The following is a 25,655-nucleotide window of genomic DNA, read 5'->3' as shown; positions in this document are numbered from 1 at the left end:
CCCGAGGTTCGGGGCGCCGCGTGATCGCCGGTGCTCACGGCCACGCGCCGGTCAGGCTCAGCGCGGTCGTCTCCGCGAAGCCGAACGCGACGTTGAAGCCCTGCACGGCCTGGCCGGCGGCCCCCTTGCCGAGGTTGTCGATGGCGCAGAAGACGAGGACCTGCCCGGTCCGCCCGTCGACGTGCGCGCTCAAGCTGGCGCGATCGGAGCCGGCCACCGCCTTCGTCTGCGGCAGCTCCGGGCCGACGTCCACGAGCGGGTCGCCGGCGTAGTAGTCGGTAACGAGCCCAAGGACCGCCTCCGTCGTCGGCGCCCTGTCGCCCCAGTCGAGCGGCCGGGTGGCCACGGTGGCGATGATGCCCCTGTTCATCGGCACGATGTGCGGCGTGAACGCCACGAGTACCGGTTGGAACGGGGCGTGGGTGAGGAGGCGCTTGGCGTCGCCGCGCGCCAGCGCCGCCCGGACGCGCCCGCCTACGGCCTCGATCTCGGCCGTATGGCGGTGGGTTCCCGCCGGCTTGTATGGGCGGGCGTTCTCCGCCATCTCGCTGAAGTGCATGGGGCCCGAAGGCGAGCGTCCGGCGCCGGACACGCCGGTCAGCACGTTGGCGATGGCTACCTCGCCGAGCAGGCCGGCCGCCGCCAGGGGGGCGACGGCCAGGGAGGCGGCCGTGGCGTTGCAGCCGGGGCTCGCCACGATCCGCGCTCCGGGCAGCTCGTGGCGGTGCAGCTCGACCAGACCGTAGCGCGCCTCGGGGAGGAGCTCCGGGTGGGGGTGGGGGTGGCCGTACCACTCCTCGTAGGCGGCGGCGCTCAGGCGGAAGTCGGCCGACAGGTCGACGACCCGCTTGCCGGCGGCGAGGGCCTGGGCGACGAGCGGGGCCGTTGCCCCGTGCGGCGTGGCGCAGAAGACCACGTCGGACGCCGCGATCACGTCATCGGAGTCCTGGAACCGGAGGTCGCTCCGGAGGCCGGCGAGGTGCGGCCAGCTCGCCGCCAGTGGCTTGCCGAGGTACGCCCGCGAGCCGATAGCCGCCAGTGTCACCCCCGGGTGGCGCACCAGGCGCTCGACGAGGCCGGCGCCGCCGTAACCGCTGGCGCCGAGCACCCCGGCCCTGATCGGTCCGTCAGTCATGCGCGTCCCCGCCGGTGCTCACGGTCGGCTCGCGCTCGCCTGCGCTCACGGCTCCGCCAGGTACTGGAAGATGACGGCCTTGTGCGCGTGCAGGCGGTTCTCGGCCTGGTCGAATACGATGCTGCGCTCATGGTAGACGCACTCCTCCGTGCACTCCTCGCCGTAGTGGGCGGGCAGGTCGTGCATGAAGACCCCGCGGGGGGCCAGGTCGGCGAACCACTCGGGGGTGATGGTGTAGCCGGCGAAGTCGCGCTTGCGCCGCGCCGTGTCCTCCTCCATGCCCATCGAGATCCAGACGTCCGTGTAGAGCGCGTCCGCGCCCCTCACGGCCGCGCGGGGGTCGTGCGCGATGGTGATGGAGCCGCCGCGCTCACGGGCGGCGGCCAGCACCCCGGCGTCCGGCTCGTAGCCCGGGGGGCACGCGACGGTCAGGTGCACCCCGGCGAGCGCGGCCGCGTTCACGTGGGAGTTGGCGACGTTGTTGCCGTCGCCGACGTACGTGAGCTTCAGGCCGGCGAGGTCGCCGAAGGTCTCGGTCAGCGAGATGTAGTCGGCCACGAGCTGGCACGGGTGCAGGTAGTCGGAGAGGCCGTTGATGACGGGCACCGTCGCGTGCTCGGCGAGCTGGAGGAGCTTGTCGTGCTCGTACGTGCGGGCCATGATGCCGTCCACCCAGCGGCTGAGGTTGTTGGCTACGTCCCTGACGGTCTCGCGCACGCCCAAGCCGATGTAGTCCTGGCTCAGCAGGACGGAGTGGCCGCCGAGCTGGGCCATGGCGACGTCGAAGGTGGTTCGCGTCCTGAGCGACTGCTTCTCGAAGAACATGGCCAACGTCTTGTGCTGCATGGGCGCCGGTCGCACGCCGCGCTTCCAGTCGGCCTTGAGCTGGATGGCGCTGGCGATCAGGCCGGCGAACTCCTCCTTGGTCAGGTCGGCGAGAGACAAGAAGTCCTTGCCTGCCAAGCTCGGAAGACGTGTCGGCTCCATTCCACTCCAATCGCGCCGCTCGTTTCACGCGTGAGGCGCGCCGAACGCGTGGGGCGCGTCCAACGCGGACCACCATATAGCATCGGGTAGCGCTCTGTTAGGAACGGGGGACCGGCGCGCGAGCGCTGCTACGCGGCTCGTCTAGCCGACGCCCAGCATGCCGAGGTACCAGCGGATGGTCGCGTCGCCGAAGAAGAGCGCTGCGAGTCCGCCAGCGAGCAGGTAGGGACCGAACGGGATGACGCGCTTGCCGCCGGCCAGTCGTCCGACCACGCCGAACAGTGCGCCGAGCACGACGGCGAACAGCACGCATACGAGGAGCTTCTCCCACCCCAACAGCGCGCCGAGCGCTGCGGCGAGCTTGACGTCGCCGAAGCCCATGGCTACGGGCTCCTGGTCGTCTTCCGTCTGCCCGGCGGGGTCGGGTCTCACCAGGTCGTGGATCCACCAGTACGCGGCGCCGAGTAGGGCCCAGGCGCCCGCGGCTAGCACGCTCCCGCCGACGGCCGTCACCGTCGGCACCGTGAAGGTGGTCGTCGAGAGGACGAGCGCGACGGCCAAGAGTCCGTAGGCGAGCGGCTCGGGCAGGCGCAACGTCCGCCTCGCCATGAGGTTGACGAGCAGGCTGGCCGCTCCGGCCGCCACGCCCCACCACGGCCCGGCCAGGGCGCCGACCACGGCGGCGACGTTGACCTGATCGAGGCTGACGGGGAAGAGGCGCTCCTTGGTGTCCGCGAAGCGCCGCAGCACGAGGGCGCCGACGCGGTTTATCAGGGCGAGCACCCCGGCGCCGGCCAGCGCGCCGACGAGGGCGGCGGCGGGCGTGGGGAGGTCGGGCGCGGCGCTCGTGAGGGTCTCGCGGGTGAGGAACGCGCCTAGTACGCCGAGCACGACCGCCGGCAGGGTGAGGGCGTCCGGCAGGATGTAGTGGTCGATGTCGATGAGCGCCGCCATGACGAGCATGGCTAGGACGGTCCAGAGGGGCAGGAAGGCGAGCCCGGACGTGAGTGGGGGCCACACGAGGGCGACGGTGAGGAAGACGGCCGCCATGAGCGCCTCGACGAGCGGGTAGCGGGGCGAGATGGGCGCGCCGCAGTGGCGGCAGCGACCCCTGAGCGCGAGCCACGAGAGCACGGGGACCAGCTCGAGCGGTCCGAGCCGGTGGTCGCAACGTGGGCAGTGACTCGGGGGGAAGGCAACGGACTCGCCGCGGGGCAGGCGCCACACGACCACGTTGCCGAACGAGCCGATGAGGCTGCCGATGATCGCGGCCAGGACGGCGAAGAGCGTACCGCTGAGGTCCGTCAAGGCCGCCTCGTCGCAGGTGGGGTTGGGAGTGTGGCGGTGTCGTTCAGCACAGGACCTAGCCTCGGAGGCGTTCTCATCATCGTGGTGGTAAGCTGCCACCCGCTATGAGAAGACTCACCCTGATCGGGCTTGCCGTGGCCTCAGTGGCCGCACTACTCCTTGCGAACGGTCTCTCCTCGACCCTGAACGCGCAGGCGCGTCAGACGAAGGTCGTGTTCATCGACTCGCAGGCCGTGATCCGCGCCCACCCGTCCGGCGCCCAGGTCGACGCCATCCGCAACCAGGCCGAGGCCGAGGTCAAGGAGCTCACCGACAGCATCAGCGTGCTCGACGCCAAGGTCGCCGCAGGCCAGACCCTCACGCCGGACGAGAGCGAACGCTACGCTACCCTGCGCTCCACCCTCTCGGCCGTGCAGACGCGCTACCTGAACGAGATCAACGCGGCTGCCGCCCCCGCCGTCGAGGCCGCCAACGCCGCCATCGCCGCGCTCGCCAAGGAGAACGGCTACACGATCGTGATGGACCGCGTCGAGGCCGCCAACCAGCGCCTCGTCGTCTACTCCGACGACGACCTCGACATCACGCAGCTCGCCATCGACAAGCTCAAGGCGAACTGACCGCGGAGCCGGGGGGCTCACTCCTCCGGCGCCGCGCCGGACTTCCAACGGTCCACGAGAGCGCGCTCCTCCTCGGTGAGGGGCGCGCTCTCCAGTAGGTCGGGGCGCCGCAGGAAGGTGCGCCGTAGGGCCTCGCGTCTCCGCCACGCCGCCACGCGCCCGTGGTGCCCGGAGAGGAGCACCTCGGGCACGTCCAGACCGCGGTAGCTCGGCGGCCGCGTGTACTCGGGGTAGTCGAGCAGCCCTGAGCTGAACGAGTCCTGCCGATGGCTCTCCGCGTCGCCCAGCACCTCGGGCAGGAGCCGGGCCGTCGCCTCGAGGAGCACGAGCGCGGGCAACTCGCCGCCCATGAGCACGTAGTCGCCGATAGACACCTGGCGGGTGACGAGCCCCTCGACCCGGGCGTCGAACCCCTCGTAACGCCCCGAGATGAGCGCCACGTGCTCGAGGCCGGCGAAGTGCTCGACCAGCCCCTGGGTGAGGGGCTCGCCTGCGGGGGTCAGAAGGACGGTCTCGTCGGGCGGTGGGGTGTCCGAGGCCAGCTCGTCGAGCGCCTGCGCGGCGACGTCCACGCGCATGACCATGCCCGCCCCGCCCCCGTAAGGCGCGTCGTCGACGCGGTTGGTGCGGTTGCCGGCGAAGCGGCGCAGGTCGCGCAGCACGACCTCGAGCCGCCCGGCCGCGATGGCCTTGCCGAGCAAGGCCTCGTGCAGGTACGGCTCGACGAGCGACCCGAACAGCGTGTAGACGGTGAAGCGCACGGCGGCCGCGCTCAGCCGGCGTCGAGCAGCCCGGCGGGCGGGTCGGTGAGGACGACGGCCTCTTCCGTGACCCGCACGTACGGGGCGGCGAGGGGGATCAGGGCGCCGCCGCCCGCCGCGAGGGCGACCCGCGCGACGGCGTTCGGCCCCGAGAGGTCGGCGCCGCTGACCTCGCCCACCACGAGTCCTTCAAGCAGGACGGGGAGGCCGACGAGGGCACCCTCCTCGTCGGGCGTGGCGAGGGCGAGCTCCAGCTCGGCCGCCAGGTCGCCCGACAGCCGCGCCGGATCGAGCCAGACCTCGGCGTTCACGAGCCGTTGGGCAGCGGTGCGGTCGCGCACGCCTTCGAGCATGAGCAGGGGAGGACCTCCGGGGCTCGCGAGCCGCGCCGCGCGCACCCGCACCTCGCCGAGGCCCGTGACGAACACGACGCCGGCCGCGCCGACCGCCCTGAGCGCGAGCGGCGGGCGCTTGGTCCCCCCGGCCGGAGCGCCCGCCGCCTCCGCCAGGGCGGCGGCGACATGCCACCGCAAAGCCCCGTCCAACTGGAACGTGCGTCCCAGTTGGCCGCAGTAGGCGTAACCGTTCGGTGGTCCCTTGGCCGTGGGGTCGATGCTCATGGGAGCCGCGCCCGAAGCGTCACTCCAAGAGCTGCACTTCGACCCGCTGGCGGCCGTCCGCGGCGGCACGCGCCAAGGTCCTGACCGCGTTGATGACGCGCCCCCCGCGGCCGATGATCCGCCCGACATCGTCGGGAGCGCACGAGACGTCGATATGGACGTTGCGCCCGTCCGAGGTGGCGTTCACCTCGAGGCGGTCCGGCTCGGCTACGAGGTTCTGCAGTACGAAGGTGACGAGGTCGAGGGGCATGCCGCCTCCAGGGCCCTGACGAGGGCGTGGTTCAGGCTCGGGCTTGGTTGGCCTCTTCGCGCTTGACGTACGAGCTGCGGCGCTTGGCCTCGAGGGCGTTGGGGAGCTCGACGCCGGACTTCTGGAGTAGACGGAGCGCCGTGTCGGTCGGCTGGGCGCCCTGTGCCATCCAGTGCTTGGCGCGCTCGGCGTCGACCCGCAGGCTCTCCGACGTGGTCTCGCGCGGGTCGTAGTAGCCGATCTGCTCGATGTAGTCGCCGCTACGCTTGGTGCGGCCGTCGACCACGACGAGTCGGTAGTGCGGGTTCTTCATGGAGCCCATGCGCATCAGGCGGATCTTGACCATCTTCGTAACTCCTCTTGGGGGCCCGCTCGGGCCGGCCGTGGCTGTCCTCGTGGTGCAGCCGGCGCACCACGAGTCGGCGCCGCTCGGCTTCCCAAAGCCACGCATTGTACACGCGGCGGGCAACTTATTCCAGTGCGGTGCCCGCGTTTCTGCGGTGCCCGTGTTCCGGCGCTCGGGCGGCCCCACCCCATGCACGGTGCCGGGGCCGCGATCCGGGCTGCCCGGAGCGTCAGCCGCGCAGGCCTGGTCTTGACCCCCGCCTGGGCGCGCGCTTGCCCATGCGCTTCATGAGCTTGCGCATCTCCTCGTAGTTGTTGATGAGGCGGTTCACGTCCTGCACCGTGGTGCCGGAGCCGCGCGCGATGCGTTTGCGGCGCGCGGCGTTGAGGATACGTGGGGTATGCCGCTCGGCCTCCGTCATGGACGAGATGATCGCCTCGACGCGGCCGATCTCGCGCTCGTCGATGTTCGTGCCGGCCGGCACGATCTTCCCGGCGCCCGGGATGAGCTTCAGCACGTCCGTGAACGAGCCCATCTGCTTGATGCGGCGCATCTGGGTGAGCATGTCCTGGAGGGAGAAGTCGCCCAGGTTGCGCATCTGGGTGTCGTCGTCATCGTCGCCTTCGAGGGCCTTCGCCTTCTCGATGAGGGTGAGGACGTCGCCCATGCCGAGGATGCGGCCGGCCACCCGGTCGGGGTGGAACGGCTCGAGCCCGTCGATCTTCTCGCTCATGCCGGCGAAGTAGATGGGCTTGCCCGTCACGTGCTTGGCGGAGAGGGCGGCACCGCCGCGCGCGTCGCCGTCGAGCTTGGACATGATGAGGCCCGTGACGCCGATGCGCTGATCGAACGCGGTGGCGACGGGTAGCGACTGCTGGCCCGTCATGGCGTCCACGACGAGGATCCTCTCGCTTGGCTCGACGCGCCCGCTGAGGTCGGCCAGCTCGTCCATCAACGCGTCGTCGATCTGCAGGCGGCCGGCCGTGTCGACGATCACGAGGTCGCGGAAGTCCTTGCGCAGGTGTTCCTTGAGGCGCGCCGCGCTGGACGCCGGCGCCTCGCCGTCCCTGACCTCGAAGACGGGTACTCCGATCTGCTCGCCGAGGACCCTCAGCTGGTCGCGGGCCGCCGGCCTCTGCGTGTCGGCGGCGACGAGCAGCACGCGCCGCCCCTGCGCCTTGTAGCGGTAGGCGAGCTTGCCGGCCGTCGTCGTCTTGCCGGCCCCCTGCAGGCCCATGAGGAGCCAGACGTTGCCCTCGGACTTGAGCGTCGGCAGCACGGACTTGCCGCCGAGGACCTCCTGCAGCTCCTCGTGGACGATGGCGATGACGCGTTGATCGGGTTGCAGCGACATGAGGACGTCGGAGCCGACGGCCTTCTCCTGCACCCGGTTCGTGAACTCCCGCGCGACCTCGAGGTTGACGTCGGCCTCGAGGAGCGCGACCCGCACCTCGCGCAGCGCGGCCTTGACATCGGCCTCGGTCAGGCGGCCACGGCCGCGCAGGCCGTCGAACACGGATTGGAGGCGGTCACCCAAAGACTGGAACATGTTCTAGCGATCCTTAGCTCGTAGATGCGCGGTCTCGGCGCGCCCGTGCCGGAGCGTGCTCCGGCGGCGAGGCGCGCAGCGTGCGTTGGAGGCACGCGCCGCGCCTACTGCGTACCATGCGCCCGGTGCCCGGTGGTAGCGCTGCGGTACGCGTCGGACGGGCTGGCTCGCCTGAGCGCGTGAGGCGATCGCGTAGCGCCGGGTGCGAGTGTGGCGGGCTCACGGACCTCCTGGCGTCCGGACCTTGAGGCAGGGCGAAAGCCCCTCCGGCCGGTGCTAGACTCGCCGCATGATGGTGACGGACGTGACCAACGCGACCAAGGCCGGCGTGACGCGCTTCCTCGCGCGCCTCCTCGTCGTTGGTCTGGTGGGCGTGGCCGGCGCCAGCCTCGGCTCCGTCGTCCACGCCCAGCTCCTGGCGGACGTACTGATGAGCGCGGCCATCTCCGCCCAGTTCGATCCCGGCGTGAGCCTTCCCCGCGGCAGCATGCGCGCGGTCGGCGACGGCGTCGAGGCTCTCGCGGCCCGGCTACCGGACGCGTCGGCCTGGACGGAGTGGGAAGCCTACGTGTTGAGCGGCGTCGCCGCTGGTTTGGCGCCCGGGGTGGTTCATGAGATCGCCACCGCCTACGCCGTCGCCGGCTACTTCGAGACGGAGCGCAGCGAGCGGGCGGTCGTCGGCCCCGGCGGTCCCGAGACGCACACGCGCGTCGTGTTCGTCGGCGAGGACGGCTCGAGTCGCCTCCTGTACGTGATCCGCGCCGATCGGGAAGTCGTGTGGTTGACGGCGAGGGCACGCTGAGACCCGCTCCCGGCCAGGTGAGCGACGGTCGCATGGGACGGCGGTCGTCGCTTGCCGGTCTCGTCGTGGTGGCGCTCGCGCTCGCCTCCGCATCGTTCGCTCAAGGAGCCGACGCTTCGCACGCGGCGCTCGCGGCCGCGTACGCGCGAGCCGAGGAGGCGTTCGTGGCGGCTCTACGCACCGACCTCGGCCGCGCGCCCAGCCTGGACGACACCGTGTGGCGCGCGGCGGTCGCGGCGGCCGACGAACTCGTGGCTGCGGCCGACCAGGCCGCAGAAGGCCAGGACGACTTGCTACGCGCCTACCGCTTGCGCGCGCACGTCTACGGAGCCACCAACTGGTACATCAGGGCGTTCTCCGCCTGGAACGCCTTCCTGGACGAAGGGGGAGAGCTCTCGGGGCGGAGGTTGGAGTTGCCGGGCGACGTCTCGGACAAGGTCCTGCCCGACGAGGCCGAGTTCCGCCGGGTGGTGGGCCAGCTCGCGTTCGCGCGCTACGAGGCCGGCGACATGAGCGGGGCGAGGAGCTGGTACCTGACCTTGCTCGACATGGTGCCGGACGACCCGGAAGCGTTGCGCTGGCTCGCTCGCATCGCCTTCGAGGAGAACGATACGGCCGCGGCCGTCGTCATCTGGCAGCGCCTCGTCGAGGTCGCGCCCGACGACGAGGGGGCGAGGTTCTTCCTCGACCTGAGCCGCGAGCGCGAGCGCTACGGCGAGGGAGCTAGCGAGGCGTACCGGCTCGGGCTACGGGAGTACGAGGCCGGCGACCTGGCCAGCGCCCTCGACGCTTTCCGGGCCGCCGTCGCCGGCAACCCCGAGTTCACGGACGCGAGCGTATGGGCGGGTCGCACGGCCCTGGAGCTCGACCTACCCAAGGAGGCCGTCGACTACTGGGTTCGGGCGACGACCCTCGCTCCGGACGACGCCCGCTCGCGCTGGTTCCTCGAGTACGCCATGACGCTCGATCGCTGGGGCGTCGAGGCCGGCCGCGCCTACTACGCCGGGCTCGCCGCCTACGAGGCCGGTGAGCTCGACGCGGCGGCGGAGCGCTTCCTCGCGGCGGCGGAAGCCGCGCCCGAGTTCGTCGACGCCTACGTGTGGGCCGCGCGCAGCACCCAGGAGGCCGGCCGGCCGGCCGAGGCCATCGCCTACTGGCAGGCGGTCTTGCGACTCGACCGGACGGACGAGCGCGCCCGCTACTTCATCCACAACGCGCGGCAGGCGATCGCCCATGGGACCGTCGCCGCCGACGCCTACGCCAGGGGCATGGCGGCCTACGAGGCGGGCGACGGCCCGACGGCGCAGGCCGAGTTCGCGGCCGCAACGGCCGCGGCGCCGGACTTCACCCTCGCGTGGGCGTACCTGGGCCAGGTAGCCTTCCAGAACCGCGACTACGCCGTAGCCGCGACGGCCTACGGGCGGGCGGCCGAATTGGAGCCGGACAACGACGACTACCCCTTCTTCGCCGGCGAGGCGGAGCGCCTGGCAGGCGCGCGGGAGGAGTCGAACGGCGCGGCGCCGGACACGGACGTGCCGGGTGAGGGCGCGCCCGGCCCCGACATACCTGGAGCCGATGCGCAGGACGCCGGCACGCAAGACGCCGGCGCCGATGACTGACGCTAGATCTGGGCGCTGCGCGTGCGGGCACCGGGGTGTCCGGAGCCGCGTGGCGCATGGGAGTGAGTGGACAGCATGAAGCAGTTCGAGACCCGAGTAGACGACCAAGGCAGGCCGTACTTGGCCACGGAGATGACGGGCTACATCCTCACGCGCCTACCGCTCCTCAACAAGAGCACGGGCTTCACGCGCGAGGAGCGCCACGAGCTGCGCCTCGAGGGGCTGGTGCCGCCGCACAGCTCCACCCTTGAGCAGCAGGTCGAGCGCACGTACGCCAACTACTCCATGTTCGCGACCGCGCTGGACAAGCACGTGTACTTGCGCGTGCTGCAAGACCGTAACGAGGTCCTCTTCTACGCCCTCCTCGAGCGGCACCTCGAGGAGATGCTCCCCATCATCTACACGCCCACCGTCGCGGAGGCCGTGCAGAAGTTCAGCCTCATCTACCGCTTCCCGCGGGGGCTCGTCATCAGCACGGAGAACATCGATAGGGTCGACGAGGTCCTCGCGGACGCGCCAGTGCCGGAGGTACGCCTAGCGGTGGCGACCGACTCCGAGGGCATCCTCGGCATCGGCGATCAGGGCTTCGGCGGCATGGCCATCTGCATCGGCAAGCTGTCCTTGTACACGGCCGCGGCCGGTATCAGCCCCGCCACGACCCTCCCTATCGAGCTGGACGTCGGCACGAACCGCGCCGATCTCCTCGACGACCCCCTTTACCTCGGCGTGCGGCACCAGCGCTTGACGGGCCAGGCGTACGCCGACTTCATCGAGCGCTTCGTGAGCGCCTTCAAGAGCCGCTTCCCCGCCGCGGTCCTGCAGTGGGAGGACTTCAGCAAGCAGAAGGCCGTCGACGTCATGAACCGCTACCGCGACGCCCTGCCGTCCTTCAACGACGACATCCAGGGGACCGGCGCCGTGGTGTTGGCCGGTCTACTCGCCGCGGCGCGCAAGACGCGGCGGCCCATGACCGACGAGACCTACGTCGTGCACGGGGCGGGAGCGGGCGGCATCGGCGTGGCCAGGCAGATAGTCGTCGGCCTCATGCGCCAGGGGCTGAGCCGCGCCGAGGCCGTGGCGCGCGTCCTCATGATCGACTCGGCGGGCCTGGTGGTGGCCGATCGGCGGGGACTCGACGACTACAAGCGGGAACTGGCGCAGGACCCGTCACGCACGGCCGGCTGGCAGGTCGCGGGGAACGTGCCGTCGCTCCTGGAGACGGTCGTCAACGCCAAGGCGACCGGTCTGATCGGTCTCTCCGGTCAGGCGGGCGCCTTCGACGAGACGATCGTCCGCGCGGTGGCCCAGAACTCCCCGGCCCCCCTAGTCTTCCCGCTCTCCAACCCGACCTCGAACAGCGAGGCCGTGCCGGAGGACGTCTATCGCTGGACCGACGGTCGCGCGATCGTGGCCACCGGCAGCCCGTTCCCGGACGTCAGGTTCGAGGACCACACCTACGTCGTCGGCCAAGGCAACAACGCCTTCATCTTCCCCGGCGTCGGCTTGGGCACGCTCGTGTCCGGGGCCAGCAAGGTGACGGACAACATGCTCACGGCGGCGGCCGAGGCCCTCGCCGACTACACCGACCCGTCCCGCCTCATGAGCGGCGCCGTGTACCCGAGCATCAACGCCATCAACCGCGCGAGCCGTCACGTGGCCGCCGCCGTCGTGAAGCAGGCCGGCGAGGACGGCGTGGCGCGCAAGGCGATCGACGACCCGCTCGCCGCCGTCACGGCTGCCATGTGGGAGCCGCGCTACCTTCCCATCCGGCGCGCCTAGGTCGAGGGCGCGCGAGGCGTGCTGACCGCCGTACCGTTCCGTCCGGCGCGCCCGGGCTAGGCTCTAGCGCATGCGGACCGCCGTCCTGCGCGTAGTGGCGCTCGCTATGCTCCTCCTCCTGTCGCTGGTGGGCGTGATCGCCGTGCGCACCATGCAGCGGGTGCCTGACACGGTCGTCTACTTCGTGAGGGACCAGGGCACGACGTTCACGCTGGAGGGCGTCAACCGCCGCCTCGGCAGGCAAGACCCGAGCGAGCGCGCCGCCGCGCAGGTGGCGGCGCTCGCCCGCGGCCCGACGGCTGACGAGGTCGCTCGCGGCCTGCACTCCAGCGTGCCGGCCGATACGGCGCTGCTCGGCGCCAGCTTCGCGGGGGGCACGTTGACGGTCGACTTGTCGGGGGCGTTCGAGCGCGGCGGAGGGACGGCAGCCATGCTCGCTAGACTGAACCAGCTCTTCTACACCCTCACCCAACCCGCCGACGTCTCCGCAGTCAGGCTCCTACTCGACGGCGCGGCGGTGACCGTCTTCTCGGCCGACGGTCTGCTGGTCGACGACCCGTGGGTCAGGGGGGAGCGAGCCGGCTTGCCGGTCTGGTGAGCGCGGCCGCCCGGCTGCCGCGCGGTATGGCGTCGACTGGATAGCGGGGTGTCGGGGCCTGGCCGCTGTTCACCCCGTGACCGTACGTCGCGCCGTCAACCCCCGCTGCCGAGCCTGGCGGCGGCCAGGTAGCCCAGGGCGGCAGCGCCTAGGCACAGGCCGACCGAGAGCAGGACGTTCGCCGCGGCGCGGCCAACGAAGCCCGCGCGCAGCAGGTCGAGCGTCTGCAGGCTGAAAGACGAGAACGTCGTGTAGCCGCCACAGACCCCCACGAGGATGGCCAACCGCCACACCTCGGGCAGCGGGTTGCGCCCGTCCGCGGCCGTGGCCGCCCCGACGAACGTGATGACGAAGGACCCGAGCACGTTCACCAGGAGCGTGCCGAGCGGGAAACCCTTCGAGAGGTTCTGGAACCACAACGTGAAGGCGTAGCGAAGCACGCTGCCGACGGCGCCACCCGTCGCTACGGCTACGATCGCGGCGAGCGGCTGTGACACGTACCCTCCAGGACGAACGTCTGGTGGTGCGCCCGACAGGATTCGAACCTGTGACCTTTCGCTCCGGAGGCGAACGCTCTATCCGACTGAGCTACGGGCGCGGATCGGCTTCGTGGCGCCGGGGGTGCCGGCGGCGAGGCGAAGAGCAATATAGCACCGCGCGGCCGCGCGCGACCACGCCGCGCTGAGCGACCGGTCTGTTACACTCCGGGGCGTGCTTCCCGCCAGGGGCGGGACCGTACCGGGCCCCTCGAGGGGGTGCGCCGGACCGGGAGGAAGTCGACCAGAATGAAGATGAGCAAACGTATGTCAACCATCATCCTGTGGGTCGTGTCACTCGGCCTTCTCGCGGGCATGGTGGTCACGTTCACGCCTGGGTTGAGCCTTACCGGCGGTAGCGTCAGCCGTGGTGACGCGCAGATCGTCGTCAACGGCCAGACCCTGTACGACCTCGACATCCAGCAGTTGCGCAACAACGCCTTGTTCAACACCGTCACCGACGGCGAGGTCGGTCAGGACCTCCAGCGCCTGCTCGCGGACGAGATCGTGCGGAACGCGGTTCTCGACCAGGCCGCCTCGCGCATCAGCGTCAGCGGTGGCCAGGTGCGAAGCGCCGTCAACGACTTCCGCAAGGATCGCGGCGTCGATGGCGCCCGTAACGACCAGGCCTACCTGCAACTCATCGGCAGCGCCGGCTACACGGACCAGACCTTCCGCGACTACCTCCGGGACCAGCTTCGCCTCCAGGAGTGGGAGAACCGTCTCGTCAAGGACGCCACCGTCTCCGATGCCGAGGTGGACGCCTTCTTCGAGTCGCACCGCGCCTCTTACCAGTCGGAGGAGAAGATCCTCGCGCGGCAGATCGTCGCCGCCGACCAGCAGACGGCCGAGAACCTGAGGCGGCAAGCCCTCGCGGGTGCCGACTTCGCCGCCCTCGCCCGTGACAACAGCTTGGAGCTCGCCGACCGGGACGGCGCCGTCGGCGCCGCGGCAGGGGAGACGACGCCGCGCCCCGTCGGGCGCCCCGCGCTGCCGACCGTCGTCGCCAACGCCGCCTTCTCCCTACGTGGCGCGGGCCTGACCGACGTCATCGCGTTCAACGACCGTTACTACGTCGTTAGCGTGGAGGGTTACGAGCCCGCCGCCGACCTGCCGCTCGACGAGGTCAAGGACACCGTCTCCGCCGACGCGCTCGACGCGAAGAAGTCCGGGATCGTCGAGGCCGAGCTGGAGCGCCTGCGCGCCGAAGCGCAGGTCTCCTTCCCGGCCACGAGCACCCTGCGGTTCGACAACCCCGTCCTCGCCAAGGTCGGCGACCACGAGATCAAGGCCGTCGACCTCGACAGGGCCCTGTACACGAACACCCAGATCCAGCAGGCCCTGTCGCCCGCCACCGCCGACCTCATCGTCGGCCTCTTCAAGCCGACGGTCCTCAACCAGCTCATCGACACGGAGGTCGCCTACCAGGGCGCCGAGACGCTGGGCGTGCCGTTGGTCGGCACGCGTAGTGGCATCGCCCAGGCGGCACTCAACTACATCGGACGCGACGAGGTGGCCACGGCCGAGGACGTCGAGACGTACTACGCCGACAACCAGGCGATGTACACGTTCGGTGCCGAAGCCACCGTTACCAAGGTCGAGTTCTCGGACGCCGGCGCCGCCGCCGCGTTCCGCACCGCCCTGCTTGACGGCGACACGGTGGCGGCCGCCACCGAGGCCGCCGGCGGCACCCTCACCGAGCTCGGGCGCGTGAAACCGGGCGACCTGGCCACGGAGCTCGACACCGCGCTCTTCTCGACCGACGCCTTCGACCCTCTGCCCGGCGGCGCCCTGTCAGTGAGCGACGTCCTCGTGATCCAACAGCCGGCTCCGGACGCCTCCGAGGCGACCGGGACGGATGAGGCCGTCTCGGAGGCGGGCGGCGAGGACCTCGCCGGTGACGGCGTGGACGCCGCCCCGGCCCAGGCGACCATCGACACGTACGTCGTGCTCGTCGCCGACCGAGTGGCCCCACGCGTGAGGCCGTTGGCCGACGTGTACGCCCAAGTCGAGCAGGCGGTTCTCGCCCAGAAGCGTCAGGCGGCCCGCACGGCCTGGCTCTCCGACCGCCGCGCCGCCACGGACATCGTGGAGACCTCCGTACCCGACCTGGTCCTGCCTACGGATACGCTCCAGGGTACCGACGCCACCGCCGCGCCCGATGCCGCTACGGACGAGACGCCGACGAACGACGAGCCCCCGGCCACGGACGAGGCACCGTCCGGCGACGAGGCCCCGGCCGGCGAAGAGGCCCCGGCGCCCGCCACGAGCAACTGAGGCCAGTCACACGACCTGGGACGGGCGGCCAAGGTTCATGGCCGCCCGCGCCCGTTCTGGAAGGGAGCCGGTGTGAGCACCGAGACAAGAGACGCGCCCAGGCGCGCGCTCATCAGCGTCTACGACAAGCGTGGCCTCGAGGAGTTCGCTCGCGGCCTCGCGGAGCTGGGGTTCGAGCTCGTCAGCACCGGCCGCACCCTCGCGGCGCTCATCGAGGCCGGCATCCCGGCGGTGGCGGTCAGCGACGTCACCGGCTTCCCGGAGATCCTTGACGGCAGGGTGAAGACCCTTCACCCGAGCATCCACGGCGGCATCCTCGCGCGCCGCGAGCAGGCGCACATGCGCGAGCTCGCCGCGCACGGCATCGTCCCGGTCGACGTCGTAGTGTCCAACCTCTATCCGTTCAGGGAGACCGTCGCCAGGCCGGGGGTGAGCGAGGCGGAAGCCCTGGAGCAGATCGACATCGGTGGTCCGGCCATGCTCCGTGCGGCAGCCAAGAACCACCCCGACGTCGTGGTGGTGGTCAGACCCGAGGACTACGCAGCCACCCTCGCCGCATTGCGCAGGGGCGTCACGGCCGAGGAGCGCCGCGAGCTCGCGCGCACCGCGTTCGCGCATACCGCCGCGTACGACGCCGCCATCGTGGACTACCTTGGCGGGGCGGAGGAGCTGCCGCTTCACCTCGACGTCGCCCTCGAGCGCGCCGAGGTCTTGCGCTACGGCGAGAACCCGCACCAGCAGGGCGCCCGCTACCGCGAGGTGGGCAAGCGTTCGCTCTGGGACGCGGCAGCGCAGCACTCGGGGCTCGCGCTCTCGTACCTGAACCTCTTCGACGCGGAGGCCGCCTGGCGGCTGGCGCACCTGCTCGCGCGGACGGCGGCTGGGCGGGGCTCGGCCGCTTGCGTCATCGTGAAGCACGCCAACCCCTGCGGCGCGGCGTGGGGGACCGACCTCGCCGACGCCTACAGCAAGGCGTTCGCCGCCGATCCGAAGTCCGCCTTCGGCGGGGTCGTCGCCTTGCCCGGTCACGTCGACCTCCCCCTGGCCGAGCTCATCGTGGCGCGCCCGAAGGCCGACGTGCTCATGGCCTCCGGCTACGCGCCGGAGGCGCTGGAGCTGTTGGCCCGCAAGCGCAAGAACACGCGCGTGCTCACCCTGCCAGACCCCGGCCCGGCCGGGCTCGAGCTGCGCAGGCTCGACGGCGGCTTCCTCGCGCAGCGTGCCGACGTCGTGAGCTTGGATCGCGGCGGTTGGCGCGTCGTCACGACGCGCAGCCCGAGCGAGGCGCAGTGGCTCGACGTCGAGCTGGCGCAGCTCGTCTGCGCCGCCACGTCGTCCAACGCCATCGCGCTCGTGGCGGACGGCGTGGCCGTCGGCATAGGCGCGGGTCAACAGAGCCGGGTCGACGCCGTCGAGATCGCGGTCCGCAAGGCTGACGGACGCGCGATGGGCGGAGTGTGCGCCTCCGACGCGTTCTTCCCGTTCCGGGACGGGGTCGACGCGGCCGCGGCCGCGGGCGTCGGAGTGATCGTGCAGCCGGGAGGGTCCGTCGCGGACGACGCCATCGTCGCGGCAGCGGAGGAGCTCGGCCTCGCGATGGTGCTCACGGGCGAGCGGCACTTCAGGCACTGATCCGGCGCCCGGCGGTCCCATGCTGGACGGACTCTTCCGACCCGTCGCCCTAGGTACAACATGTTGTAGGTCGCCCTCACGCCGCCGCCCACGCTTGTAGCTCGGTGGCGACGGTTGCGCTTGATGACACCCGTCTCCGGTGGTAACCTGCGCTTCGCGCTGCACGAGGTGGCGCTGGCAGGCGGTCGCGGTAGAGCGCATCGCCCCCAGGGCTCGAGGGTGCCCCCAAGTGAGATAGGACACACTCGCGAAGGGAAGTAGCCTCCGCTCACGGCAACGGAAGTTGTATGCAGTAACGTGTCAGCTACTAGCTCTTGTATCTGAACTGCCCGTATCGCTTGCCCGATCGACCCGACCGCCGCGCTGGCCACCCCGGTCACAGCCGGTGCACACCACGACTACCGTAAGGCGGCAACGGCCAAGGCGCCGGAGCCGACCAGGAGGAACGCCATGACCGACCGCACGTCGTCCGACCACGCCGCGCCCGACGCGGGCTTCGACCCGCACGCCGTGGCCATCGCCAGGCGCCAGTACTTCCAGGCGGGCGAGGAGACGGTTGACGCCATGTTCCGCCGGGTGGCGAACTGGGTTGCGCGTCCGGAACGTCCGGAGGAGCGCGACGAGTACGCGGAGCGCTACTACCGGCTCATGGCGAGCAAGAGCTTCTGCCCCGGCGGTCGGGTGCTGGCCGGCGCGGACACCCTCCACGGCAACGTCCTCAACTGCTTCGTGCAGGACGGCAGCCCGGAAGAGGTCGGCACGGACGCCTGGGTCTTGCACTTGGCTAGCAAGCTCGCCCTCGTGACCAAGGTCGGCGGCGGCAACGGCGTCAACCTCGACCCGATCGGGCGGAAGCGCCGTTTCGACGGCCGGACGGGCCAGTTGTACCTCACGATCGACCGCGCCCACGCCGACTACCGGAAGGTAGCCACCGGCACCTTCCTCGACCTGGTGCGGGGCGAGATGGTCACGCGCGGCTACCGCGCCGGCGCCTTCGTCGAGCGCGACCGCCTACCCAGCGGTGCGCATGTCCGCCTCGTCGCGGACTCGGTCGACGACATCTGGCAAGCGGCCGCCGACGCCGTGCTTGCACTCCTGGCTGGCACGGACATCGTGATCGACCTCTCGAACCTGCGCGCCGAAGGGACGCCGGTGGCCGGGTCCGGCGGCACGTCGAGCGGTCCGTCCTCGTTCGCCGTCGAGGTGTACGACAACTTCGCCGTGTGGGCCTCGCTCGGCGGCGCCCTCTTCGCCGGGCCGGTGGCGACGCTGCGGTACGTGTTCGCGCCGACGCTCCGGGCGATACGGCAGGGAGGGACGAGGCGTGGAGCCGGGATGGCCACCATCTCCATCACCCATCCCGACGTGGACGACTTCATCACGGCCAAGGACCTCGAGCGCGAGCGCGACGAGGGCGACATCAGCACCTTCAACATCTCCGTGCTCGTCTCCGACGAGTTCATGAGGAACGCGAGCGGCGAGCCGGGGAAGGGCAAGCTCTGGGAGATCGCCCAGCACGCGTGGGGCACGGGCGAGCCGGGCCTCATCTACGTAGACAGGATCAACGCCCACAACCCCATGCGCGGCGTCCTCGGCGACATCAAGAGTACGAACCCCTGCGGCGAGATCCCCCTCTACCCCGGCGAGCCTTGCGACTTGGGCGCCCTCAACCTCGCCGCCTACGTGACGACGAGGGACGCGGGGCTCACGGGCTACGACTTCGAGCGTTTCGCGGCCGACGTCGCCACGTGCGTGCGCTTCCTCGACAACGTCCTGGACGTCAACCGCTTCGCGTTGGAGGACAACCGCGAGATGAGCATGAAGCTCAGGCGGCTTGGCCTCGGGGTCATGGGGCTCGCGGACGCACTCATCCTCATGGGTTACGGCTACGACACGGAGGAGGGTCGCGATGCCGTCGGCGCCATCATCGGCGCGTTGCGCAACGCCGCCGCCAAGGCCTCCGAGGCGTTGGCCGCCGAGCGGGGAACCTTCCCGCTCTACGGCGAGAGCGACCTCGACACGCCCCGCCGCAACGTCGCCATCCTGACGGTGGCCCCGACCGGCACCACGAGCATGCTCATGGGCGTCTCGTCCGGCGTCGAGCCCGTCTTCGCGCCGTTCATCTACCGCAAGATCGGCACGGAGTACCACGCCCTCATCCACCCGCTCTTCCAGGAGCTGCTCGAGGAGCACGCGCCCCACCCCGACTACCGCAAGGGCGCCAAGTGGGATTGGGACAAGGTCGTGGCGGCCGTTCAGGCCAACCATGGCTCGGTGCGCGGTCTGCACTTCGTGCCCGAGAAGGTGCGCGACGTCCTGGCGTGCGCCCACGACATCGGCCCCGCCGACCACGTGCGCATGCAGGGCGTCGTCCAGCGCGCCTTCGACGGCGGCGACCGCGTGGCCAACTCGATCTCGAAGACCATCAACCTCGCCAACTCGGCCACGGTGGCGGACGTGTTCGAGGCCTACAAGCTGGCCTTCACCACGGGCTGCAAGGGCATAACCGTGTACCGCGACGGCTCGCGCGACTTCCAGGTCCTCTCCACGTCCACCGGCGCGGCCAAGGACGACGGCAAGGGCAGTGACAAGGGCGGCGCGGCCGCGCACGGCGGCGCGGCGGACGTCGTCTCGAGCCTCCCGGTTCCCGAGCAGCGCCCGGCCCAGTACGGTATGGCCGCGAGTGCCGACCTCGGCGCGTCGGCCGCCGTCGCGGCGGTCGCGCGCGCCTCGCAGGCGCCGCAGGGTGCGCCCCTCGGGGCGTCGCAAGGGGTTCAGGTCCAGCGTCCGTCCGTCGAGCACCTGCCCGGCGAGCCGCTCCTCGAGCGGCCCACGCGCCTCAGCGGCTTCACCGACTCCGTCAAGCTCATGCTCCCCAACGGGGAGAAGCGCGGCTTCTACGTCACGGTCAACATGCAAGACGACCTGCCCGCCGAGGTCTTCATCGTCTCCGGGAAGGCGGGCGACGAGGCGAACGCGGACAGCGAGGCCCTTGGGCGCGTCGTCTCCATCGCGCTGCAGTACGGCGTGCCTGCGGAGGCGCTCGTCAAGACGCTGCGCGGCATCAACGGCGGCATGTACGGCACCTACCACGGCCGCATGGTGGCCTCCAAGGCCGACCTGCTCGCCGTCGCCCTCGAGACGGTCGGGGTCAAGAACGTCCTCAACCACGGCAAGGCCTGCCCCGACTGCGGCGCGCCGCTGCGCTTCGAGGAAGGCTGCTCGAAGTGCGAGAACTGCGGCTTCAGCAAGTGCGGGTGATAGCCGGACCGCTCCTCGAGCGAGCGGCCGCGGCCCTGTGCCCCTCACGTAGCGGCCCCTGACGGGGCCGCTACGCTAGCGAGGCCGGTGTGCGGCGCTATCGTAGCGGCATGCTCAAGATCAAGCGGGTGTACGAGGCGGCGGCGCCGAGCGACGGAACGAGGGTCCTGGTCGATCGCGTCTGGCCGCGTGGGGTGAGCAAGGCTGAGGCCGACATCGTGTGGTGGGCGAAGGACGTGGCGCCGAGCACCGAGCTGCGCAAGTGGTTCGGCCACGACCCGGTGCGCTGGACCGAGTTCCAGAAGCGTTACCGCGAGGAACTGGAAGGTAACTCCGCGCTACGGAAGCTCAGGGAGCTGGTAGCGAAGGGCGACGTCACGCTCGTCTACGGCGCCAAGGACGAGGAGCACAACCAGGCGCGCGTCCTGTACGACCTGTTGACGGCCTGAGGCCCCACTGAGCGCGCCCCGAACGAACCTTTCGGATGCGACCGGCCGGGACGCCGCGCTCGGGCTCGAGGCCGGGCTGCTGCGCAACCATCTCGGGCCTTCGACCCCTGCGCCCGAGGTCACCGGCAACCTGCTCTGATCGAGGGTTGTACCGCTCGCCTTCGACCCCTGCGCCCGAGGTCACCGGTCGTCGCCGCTCCCCCCGATCACCCCGCGCGCCTTCCTGCTCTGGAGCTTCTCCAGATTCACGGCCGCCACGTGCTCCAGGCTCACGCCCAGGTCCGCGGCCAGGTTGGCCACGTACCAGAGCACGTCGCCGAGCTCCTTGACCATCTTCTCGCGCTGCTCGGCGTTCAGCTCGTCACCGGGCCGGTAGCCCTCGTCACGCATGAACTTGCCGAGCTTCTCGGCCACCTCGCCGGCCTCGCCCGCGAGCTTGAGGGCGGGGTAGAGGATGCGCACGTCCGGCGAGTAGAGGGCCGTTGACTTCGCGCCCGCCTGGTAAGCGTCTAGCGTCAGTGCTTCCGTCATGGGACGGATGCTAACCGAATCCCGGTTCCGCGCGCCCAGCCGATGGAGAGCGTGCCAGACGCATGTTGCCAACTCCCGCGCCCCCTGGTACACTGCACTTCGCTTTCAGGCCCAGGCGGCCGAAGCGCGTGTTCGGCGGTAGCTCAGCGGCAGAGCGATCGGCTGTTAACCGATTGGTCGTAGGTTCAAATCCTACCCGCCGAGCCAAGCGAGAAGCCCGACCCAGACGAGAGATCGCGGGGTCGGGCTTCTGCCGTTGCGAGCCGCCGTGCTAACGTCCCCACAACATGGAGGAAGCCGGTCCTGTGACGCACGCTTTCGAAGCCAAGCTGGTCCGCCCCGAAGGGACCGGTGCCTGGACCTACGTCGAGGTGCCGGCCACGGTAAGCGAGGCGCTCGGATCGCGCGGGCGCGTTCCCGTCGGGGGCACGGTCTCCGGTGTCGCGTTCCGGGGCTCACTGATGCCGGCTGGTGAGGGGCGCCACTTCATCGTGGTGGCCAAACCCATCCGCGACGAGGCCGGGCTGGCAACCGGGGACGTGGTGACGGTCGTGATCTGGCCGGACACGGCGGAGCGCGTGGTCGACCAGCCGCCCGAGCTGATCACTGCCCTGGATGAGAACCCGGCCGCGCGCGCCGTCTACGAGGGCTACTCGTACTCGCACCGCAAGGAGTACGCGACGTGGGTCGGCGAGGCCAAGAAGGCGGAGACGCGCGCAACGCGCGCGGCCAAGGCGGTCGAGATGCTCCTCGAGGGCAGGAAGCTGAAGTCGTGACGGCGTAGACGGTATGCCCCGGGGCCGGGCTCGCAGGGCGTGTCCCTAGGCTGCCTTCCGAGACCTTCTCACGAAGTCGCGTCCCGAGGCGGCGGTCCCCCTGGTCCCCGACCCCTCAGCTGGCCGCCTGGCTCCGCTTCCGCGCGACCCCGAGCGGGTTGGAGACGGCGTGGCGCGCCTCGGCCCAGGCGCGCTTCAGCTCGAGCTCCTCCGCGTCGAGGGTGGCCTCCGAGGCCTCCGCGTAGCGGGCGACCTCGTCGCTCTTGGCGTTCAGCACGGTGTTGAGGACGGCGTGCAAGGATGCCCGCACGGCCAGGCCCTCGCGCAGCATGTCCTGAAGCTCGAGGACACGGTTGACGAGGTCCTCATGGCTCATGGCTTCGAGTTCCGCGCGGTTGCGCTGCATGCCGGCAATCGTACCGCGACTGTCGGGTGCCCGCCTCACGCGGCTCGGGTATGCCGGTCCCGCGAACGCCGCGACCGAGGACGACGACCCCGCCGCGGTATCTTGTGGGGCATGCCAGAACCGATCACGTCCCTGACGGCAGCGGAGCTCGCTCGGCGCTACCGCGACGGCTCGCTCGACCCGGTCACCGTCACGGAAGCCTACCTGGCCGCCATCGAGGCCCACCCCGAGGGCGGCAAGGTCTACCGCGTCGTGACGGCCCAGCGGGCGCTAAAGCAGGCCAGGGCGGCCAAGCGCCGGTTCGATGAGGGGCTGCGCGTGAGCCCCATGCAAGGCGTGCCCATAGCGATCAAGGACCTGGTCGGGACGGCCGGCGACGTCACGGCAGCGGGCTCGAGGGTGCTGGGCGAGCGCCCCGCCGAGGTCGAGGACGCGCCCGTCGCGGCCAGGCTCGACGCGGCCGGCGCCGTGTTCCTCGGCAAGACGAACATGACGGAGCTCGCCTACTCCGGGATAGGTGCCAACCCGCACTACGGCACGCCCGGCTGTGCGCTCGATCCCAGCCGCATCCCCGGCGGCTCGTCGTCGGGCTCGGGAGTGGCGGTGGCGTCGCAGCTGGCCGCCGTGGCCGTCGGCTCGGACACGGGCGGCAGCGTGCGTATCCCGGCCGCCGTCAACGGCATCGTCGGGCTGAAGGTGACGGACGGGCGCATCCCCACCGACGGGTGCGCGGCCCTCTCGACTACGCTCGACACCATCGGCCCGTTGGCGCGCACGGCCGAGGACGCCTGGGCCCTGTACCTCGCCATGACCGCCGAGCCGCACCGCCCGCTCGCACAGGCGCCGGCGCGGCTCACGCTCCTCGCCCCCACCACCCTGTTGACCGACGACCTGGACGACGCGACGCTGACCGGGTTCGAGCAGGGTCTCGCGCGGCTGGAGGCGCTCGGGCACCACGTCAGGCGCGAGCCGCTCCCCATCCTCATGGAAGCGCCGGCCGCTTACTCACGCTTCGGCTCGTTCGCCAGCCACGAGGTCTGGGCCCTCTACCAGGACCTCTTCGAGTCGCGCAGGCACGATTTCGACCCGCACGTTGCCGACCGTGTCTACCTGTACGCCAACCGGCCTTCCAGCGATTACATCCGTCTCAACTACGCGCGCGCGGACTTCCGGCGGCGCTTCTGGCCCTCGCTCTCCGGCGTGGACGCCGTCGTCGGGCCGACCATCCCGCACGTGCCCGTGCGGATCGCGGAGGTCCTGACGGACGACGAGGCCTACCACCGGGAGAACAACCGCATCCTGCGCAACACGGCGCCGTTCAACGTCCTCGGCAGCCCGGCGGTGAGCGTGCCCGTCGCCACCACCGTCGACGGTCTCTCGATCGGCCTGATGATCGTCACGCGGCCGCTGGAGGAGGAGCTGGCGCTCGGGGTGGCCCGAGCCTTGGAGCTCCAGGGGGCGTGACGGTGAGGTGAACACGTACTCGCGGTCGGACCGCCAGGCCCCACGCCGAGGTGGTCGGCGACCGCGCGGGCCCTCGACGACGGTTGGTCCCCGGGCGGCGGCTCAGGCGACGAGCAAGTAGAGGACGTCCGCCGCGAGGGCGGGCGTGCCGGAGCCCTCCACCTCGACGCGGCAGGCGAGCGTGGCGAGCATGCGCCCCTCGCCCTTCGGCTCCAGCTTGGCGAGCGTGGCCGTGGCGCGCACGCGCGAGCCCACCGGCACGGGGGCGGGGAAACGCAGCTTGTCCAGCCCGTAGTTCACCACGAGGCCAAGACCCTCGGGGAACAGCCCCATGCTCGAGACCATGGAGACCAGCAGCGAGAGGGTCAGGTAGCCGTGCGCCACGGTCTTGCCGAACGGACCGCCGGCCGCCCTCGCGGGGTCGACGTGGATCCACTGGTGGTCCAGGGTCGCGTCCGCGAAAGCGTCTATGCGAGCCTGGTCTATCTCGAGGTAGGGCGAGGGTCCGAAGGTCGAGCCGACCAGGTTCGCTAGTTCCGTCAACGAGGCTGCTGCCATGCCGTTCCTCCAGGGAAGATCCCGCGCAGGAGGGCGAGCATGCCGAGCGCGGCGAGGATGCCGCTAGCGTACTTGACGAGCACGTCGGTCACGATCACCTGGGTCATCCAGCCCGCGGTGGCGAACTCCTCGCCCCAGAAGGCGAGGAGCGTGAAGAGGATCGTGTCGAGCGGGGCGCTGACGGCGTTGGACGCCGCCACGCGCGCGAGCCACGGTCGCCGCAGGAGGCGTTGGTAGATCTCCGTGTCCGCCGTCTCCGCGACCAAGATCGTGAGGAACGACACCGCGACGTAGCGCAGGGGCGTGCCGAGCGTGGCGGCCAGGGCGACGTTCGCGGTCGCGGCCAGGAAGATCATGGCGTAGACGGCGCGCCGCCCGTGCTGGTGGACGCGGTCGCGCTGCGTGAACGTGAGCCCGAAGAACAGGGTGCCGACGTTCACGAGGAAGAAGCCGCCGAGCGGCAGGAACGAGTCGAGCGTGAAGTTCGCGAGGAGGGTGGCGGCCACGTAGACGGTCGCCGCGGCGACGAGGCTCGCGGCCCGCCCGTCCGGCGCGCGTGACCCGAGCAGGCGCAGGGCGCCCAGGCCGGTCATGGCGCTCGCCGGTGCGAGCAGGTACTCCAGCCGTCCTGCGCCGGCTCCCGCCAACGCGAGCGCGACGGCTAAGGCGATCACGAAGACGGAGGTCGTCACGACCCGCACGCGCCGCGCGTCCGAGGCACCGCGCAGGTCCGTCAACGCGCCGACGAAGAGGAGGCCGAACAGCGCGAGCGCGAGCGCGGGCAGCCTGTCCGTCGGGGTAGGCCCGAACGTCGAGAACCACGCCAGGGCCGAGGGGCCGCCGCCGAGTGCGCCGGCGAGGACCGCCACCGTTAGAGCGGTGCGCCAGTCGAGCTTGTTCAGGTCGGAGCGAATCATGAGAGGGTGTCGGCCGCAGTCGGTGGCTGGGCGCGCCGCACACTTTAGCAACTGCGAGGCCGCTCTTGCGGTGGCGCGGGGAGTGGGCGAGGGCCGCCCACCGGTTCCCCTGGGGCATGGAACGCGAACGTGCGACCGCCAAAGAGTCGTGGCTGCCGGAGTACAGCCTTGCCCCCGGCAAAGCGGAACCCACCGACCCTTTGCTGGGTCGGTGGGTTCCAGATCTCCCACGAGATCGCGCTGGTCGGGGCGAGAGGATTTGAACCTCCGACCCCATCGTCCCGAACGATGTGCGCTACCAGGCTGCGCTACGCCCCGACGCAACTTGTGAGTGTACCGGGCCGTCGGGTGACGGTCAAGCGCATGCCCGAGGTCCGGACGTCCGGTGCGTGGGCGAGGCGCGCGCCCTCGCGCCGTCCTGGGCCGGGGCCGCCGCCGCGCGTCACAGGCGCTGGGGTGGCCACGGGTGTACCGTTC

At 71.0% G+C, this 25,655-nt stretch carries 24 protein-coding genes and 3 tRNA genes; 12 read left to right on the top strand and 15 right to left on the bottom strand.

All coding sequences use genetic code 11. The annotated features are described in order from the left end of the window. Nucleotides 1–34: 34 nt before the first annotated feature. The 3 genes from argC to M9914_13015 all read right to left on the bottom strand — a co-directional run bounded on the left by argC (nt 35) and on the right by M9914_13015 (nt 3,430). Nucleotides 35–1,135: an N-acetyl-gamma-glutamyl-phosphate reductase gene (gene argC / locus M9914_13025; GenBank protein ID MCO5175097.1), complete on the bottom strand. Its 1,101-nt coding sequence runs from the start codon at nt 1,133–1,135 to the stop codon at nt 35–37. Between the two features lie 45 nt (nt 1,136–1,180). Then, a complete protein-coding gene (gene argF, locus M9914_13020; protein MCO5175096.1) occupies nt 1,181–2,122 on the bottom strand; it encodes an ornithine carbamoyltransferase in 942 nt (313 codons plus the stop codon). Between the two features lie 141 nt (nt 2,123–2,263). After that, a complete protein-coding gene (locus M9914_13015; GenBank protein MCO5175095.1) occupies nt 2,264–3,430 on the bottom strand; it encodes a prepilin peptidase in 1,167 nt (388 codons plus the stop codon). A 104-nt stretch (nt 3,431–3,534) separates the two neighbouring features. Here M9914_13015 and M9914_13010 point away from each other — a divergent pair, with 104 nt between their 5' ends. After that, complete coding sequence (locus tag M9914_13010; GenBank protein ID MCO5175094.1) at nt 3,535–4,047, top strand: OmpH family outer membrane protein; 513 nt, start codon at nt 3,535–3,537, stop codon at nt 4,045–4,047. Nucleotides 4,048–4,064: 17 nt separating this feature from the next. On the opposite strand, the gene trmD is transcribed toward M9914_13010, so the two are convergent. The 5 genes from trmD to ffh form a co-directional block, all read right to left on the bottom strand. Continuing rightward, the gene (trmD, locus tag M9914_13005; GenBank protein ID MCO5175093.1) at nt 4,065–4,808 is read right to left on the bottom strand and encodes a tRNA (guanosine(37)-N1)-methyltransferase TrmD; all 744 of its coding nucleotides are present in this window, start codon (nt 4,806–4,808) and stop codon (nt 4,065–4,067) included. A gap of 11 nt (nt 4,809–4,819) precedes the next feature. Then, nucleotides 4,820–5,428, bottom strand: coding sequence for a hypothetical protein (locus tag M9914_13000; protein MCO5175092.1), 609 nt, complete (start codon nt 5,426–5,428; stop codon nt 4,820–4,822). Between the two features lie 19 nt (nt 5,429–5,447). Next, on the bottom strand, nt 5,448–5,678 hold the full coding sequence (locus M9914_12995) for a KH domain-containing protein (protein ID MCO5175091.1): 231 nt from the start codon (nt 5,676–5,678) through the stop codon (nt 5,448–5,450). A gap of 31 nt (nt 5,679–5,709) precedes the next feature. After that, on the bottom strand, nt 5,710–6,024 hold the full coding sequence (gene rpsP, locus M9914_12990) for a 30S ribosomal protein S16 (GenBank protein ID MCO5175090.1): 315 nt from the start codon (nt 6,022–6,024) through the stop codon (nt 5,710–5,712). A gap of 229 nt (nt 6,025–6,253) precedes the next feature. After that, the gene (gene ffh, locus M9914_12985; protein MCO5175089.1) at nt 6,254–7,573 is read right to left on the bottom strand and encodes a signal recognition particle protein; all 1,320 of its coding nucleotides are present in this window, start codon (nt 7,571–7,573) and stop codon (nt 6,254–6,256) included. Nucleotides 7,574–7,862: 289 nt separating this feature from the next. Here ffh and M9914_12980 point away from each other — a divergent pair, with 289 nt between their 5' ends. The 4 genes from M9914_12980 to M9914_12965 all read left to right on the top strand — a co-directional run bounded on the left by M9914_12980 (nt 7,863) and on the right by M9914_12965 (nt 12,371). After that, the gene (locus M9914_12980) at nt 7,863–8,375 is read left to right on the top strand and encodes a hypothetical protein (protein ID MCO5175088.1); all 513 of its coding nucleotides are present in this window, start codon (nt 7,863–7,865) and stop codon (nt 8,373–8,375) included. Nucleotides 8,376–8,407: 32 nt separating this feature from the next. After that, the gene (locus M9914_12975; protein MCO5175087.1) at nt 8,408–9,994 is read left to right on the top strand and encodes a tetratricopeptide repeat protein; all 1,587 of its coding nucleotides are present in this window, start codon (nt 8,408–8,410) and stop codon (nt 9,992–9,994) included. A 75-nt stretch (nt 9,995–10,069) separates the two neighbouring features. Next, nucleotides 10,070–11,773, top strand: coding sequence for an NAD-dependent malic enzyme (locus M9914_12970; protein MCO5175086.1), 1,704 nt, complete (start codon nt 10,070–10,072; stop codon nt 11,771–11,773). Nucleotides 11,774–11,843: 70 nt separating this feature from the next. Further along, complete coding sequence (locus M9914_12965) at nt 11,844–12,371, top strand: GerMN domain-containing protein (GenBank protein MCO5175085.1); 528 nt, start codon at nt 11,844–11,846, stop codon at nt 12,369–12,371. Nucleotides 12,372–12,466: 95 nt separating this feature from the next. Here the strand turns inward: M9914_12965 and crcB are convergent, their stop codons facing one another. Both crcB and M9914_12955 read right to left on the bottom strand, forming a co-directional pair. Continuing rightward, nucleotides 12,467–12,868 carry a fluoride efflux transporter CrcB gene (gene crcB, locus M9914_12960; protein ID MCO5175084.1) on the bottom strand — a complete coding sequence of 134 codons (402 nt, stop codon included), beginning with the start codon at nt 12,866–12,868 and terminating at the stop codon, nt 12,467–12,469. Between the two features lie 24 nt (nt 12,869–12,892). After that, nucleotides 12,893–12,969: transfer RNA gene (locus M9914_12955), tRNA-Arg, on the bottom strand. Between the two features lie 205 nt (nt 12,970–13,174). Between M9914_12955 and M9914_12950 the strand changes: the two genes are divergently transcribed. From M9914_12950 to M9914_12935, 4 genes are all read left to right on the top strand, one after another. Then, on the top strand, nt 13,175–15,184 hold the full coding sequence (locus tag M9914_12950; protein ID MCO5175083.1) for a peptidyl-prolyl cis-trans isomerase: 2,010 nt from the start codon (nt 13,175–13,177) through the stop codon (nt 15,182–15,184). A 72-nt stretch (nt 15,185–15,256) separates the two neighbouring features. Beyond that, on the top strand, nt 15,257–16,816 hold the full coding sequence (gene purH / locus M9914_12945; protein MCO5175082.1) for a bifunctional phosphoribosylaminoimidazolecarboxamide formyltransferase/IMP cyclohydrolase: 1,560 nt from the start codon (nt 15,257–15,259) through the stop codon (nt 16,814–16,816). 450 nt (nt 16,817–17,266) lie between these two features. After that, entirely contained in the window at nt 17,267–20,077 is a 2,811-nt protein-coding gene (locus tag M9914_12940) for a ribonucleoside-diphosphate reductase (GenBank protein ID MCO5175081.1), read from the top strand. Nucleotides 20,078–20,187: 110 nt separating this feature from the next. Then, on the top strand, nt 20,188–20,526 hold the full coding sequence (locus tag M9914_12935) for a DUF488 domain-containing protein (GenBank protein MCO5175080.1): 339 nt from the start codon (nt 20,188–20,190) through the stop codon (nt 20,524–20,526). Nucleotides 20,527–20,706: 180 nt separating this feature from the next. On the opposite strand, the gene M9914_12930 is transcribed toward M9914_12935, so the two are convergent. Next, entirely contained in the window at nt 20,707–21,057 is a 351-nt protein-coding gene (locus M9914_12930; GenBank protein MCO5175079.1) for a nucleoside triphosphate pyrophosphohydrolase family protein, read from the bottom strand. A 132-nt stretch (nt 21,058–21,189) separates the two neighbouring features. On the opposite strand from M9914_12930, the gene M9914_12925 reads away from it, so the two are divergent. After that, nucleotides 21,190–21,264, top strand: a tRNA-Asn gene (locus M9914_12925). Between the two features lie 98 nt (nt 21,265–21,362). Next, nucleotides 21,363–21,833 carry a YdeI/OmpD-associated family protein gene (locus M9914_12920; protein ID MCO5175078.1) on the top strand — a complete coding sequence of 157 codons (471 nt, stop codon included), beginning with the start codon at nt 21,363–21,365 and terminating at the stop codon, nt 21,831–21,833. Between the two features lie 115 nt (nt 21,834–21,948). On the opposite strand, the gene M9914_12915 is transcribed toward M9914_12920, so the two are convergent. Beyond that, nucleotides 21,949–22,239, bottom strand: a complete 291-nt coding sequence (locus tag M9914_12915) for a hypothetical protein (GenBank protein ID MCO5175077.1) — start codon at nt 22,237–22,239, stop codon at nt 21,949–21,951. Between the two features lie 111 nt (nt 22,240–22,350). Here M9914_12915 and M9914_12910 point away from each other — a divergent pair, with 111 nt between their 5' ends. Continuing rightward, nucleotides 22,351–23,703, top strand: coding sequence for an amidase (locus tag M9914_12910; protein MCO5175076.1), 1,353 nt, complete (start codon nt 22,351–22,353; stop codon nt 23,701–23,703). A gap of 102 nt (nt 23,704–23,805) precedes the next feature. On the opposite strand, the gene M9914_12905 is transcribed toward M9914_12910, so the two are convergent. The 3 genes from M9914_12905 to M9914_12895 form a co-directional block, all read right to left on the bottom strand. After that, nucleotides 23,806–24,261 carry a MaoC family dehydratase gene (locus tag M9914_12905; protein MCO5175075.1) on the bottom strand — a complete coding sequence of 152 codons (456 nt, stop codon included), beginning with the start codon at nt 24,259–24,261 and terminating at the stop codon, nt 23,806–23,808. Next, on the bottom strand, nt 24,243–25,178 hold the full coding sequence (locus tag M9914_12900) for a VUT family protein (GenBank protein MCO5175074.1): 936 nt from the start codon (nt 25,176–25,178) through the stop codon (nt 24,243–24,245). The genes M9914_12905 and M9914_12900 overlap by 19 nt, the downstream gene beginning before the upstream one ends. Before the next feature lie 241 nt (nt 25,179–25,419). Further along, a tRNA-Pro gene (locus tag M9914_12895) sits at nt 25,420–25,496 on the bottom strand. Nucleotides 25,497–25,655: the final 159 nt, after the last annotated feature.

Source organism: Trueperaceae bacterium (assembly GCA_023954415.1).
Taxonomy (GTDB): Bacteria; Deinococcota; Deinococci; order Deinococcales; family Trueperaceae; genus JAAYYF01.
The sequence above is the reverse complement of the archived record's forward strand: the minus strand, read 5'-3'. Positions and strand labels throughout refer to the sequence as shown.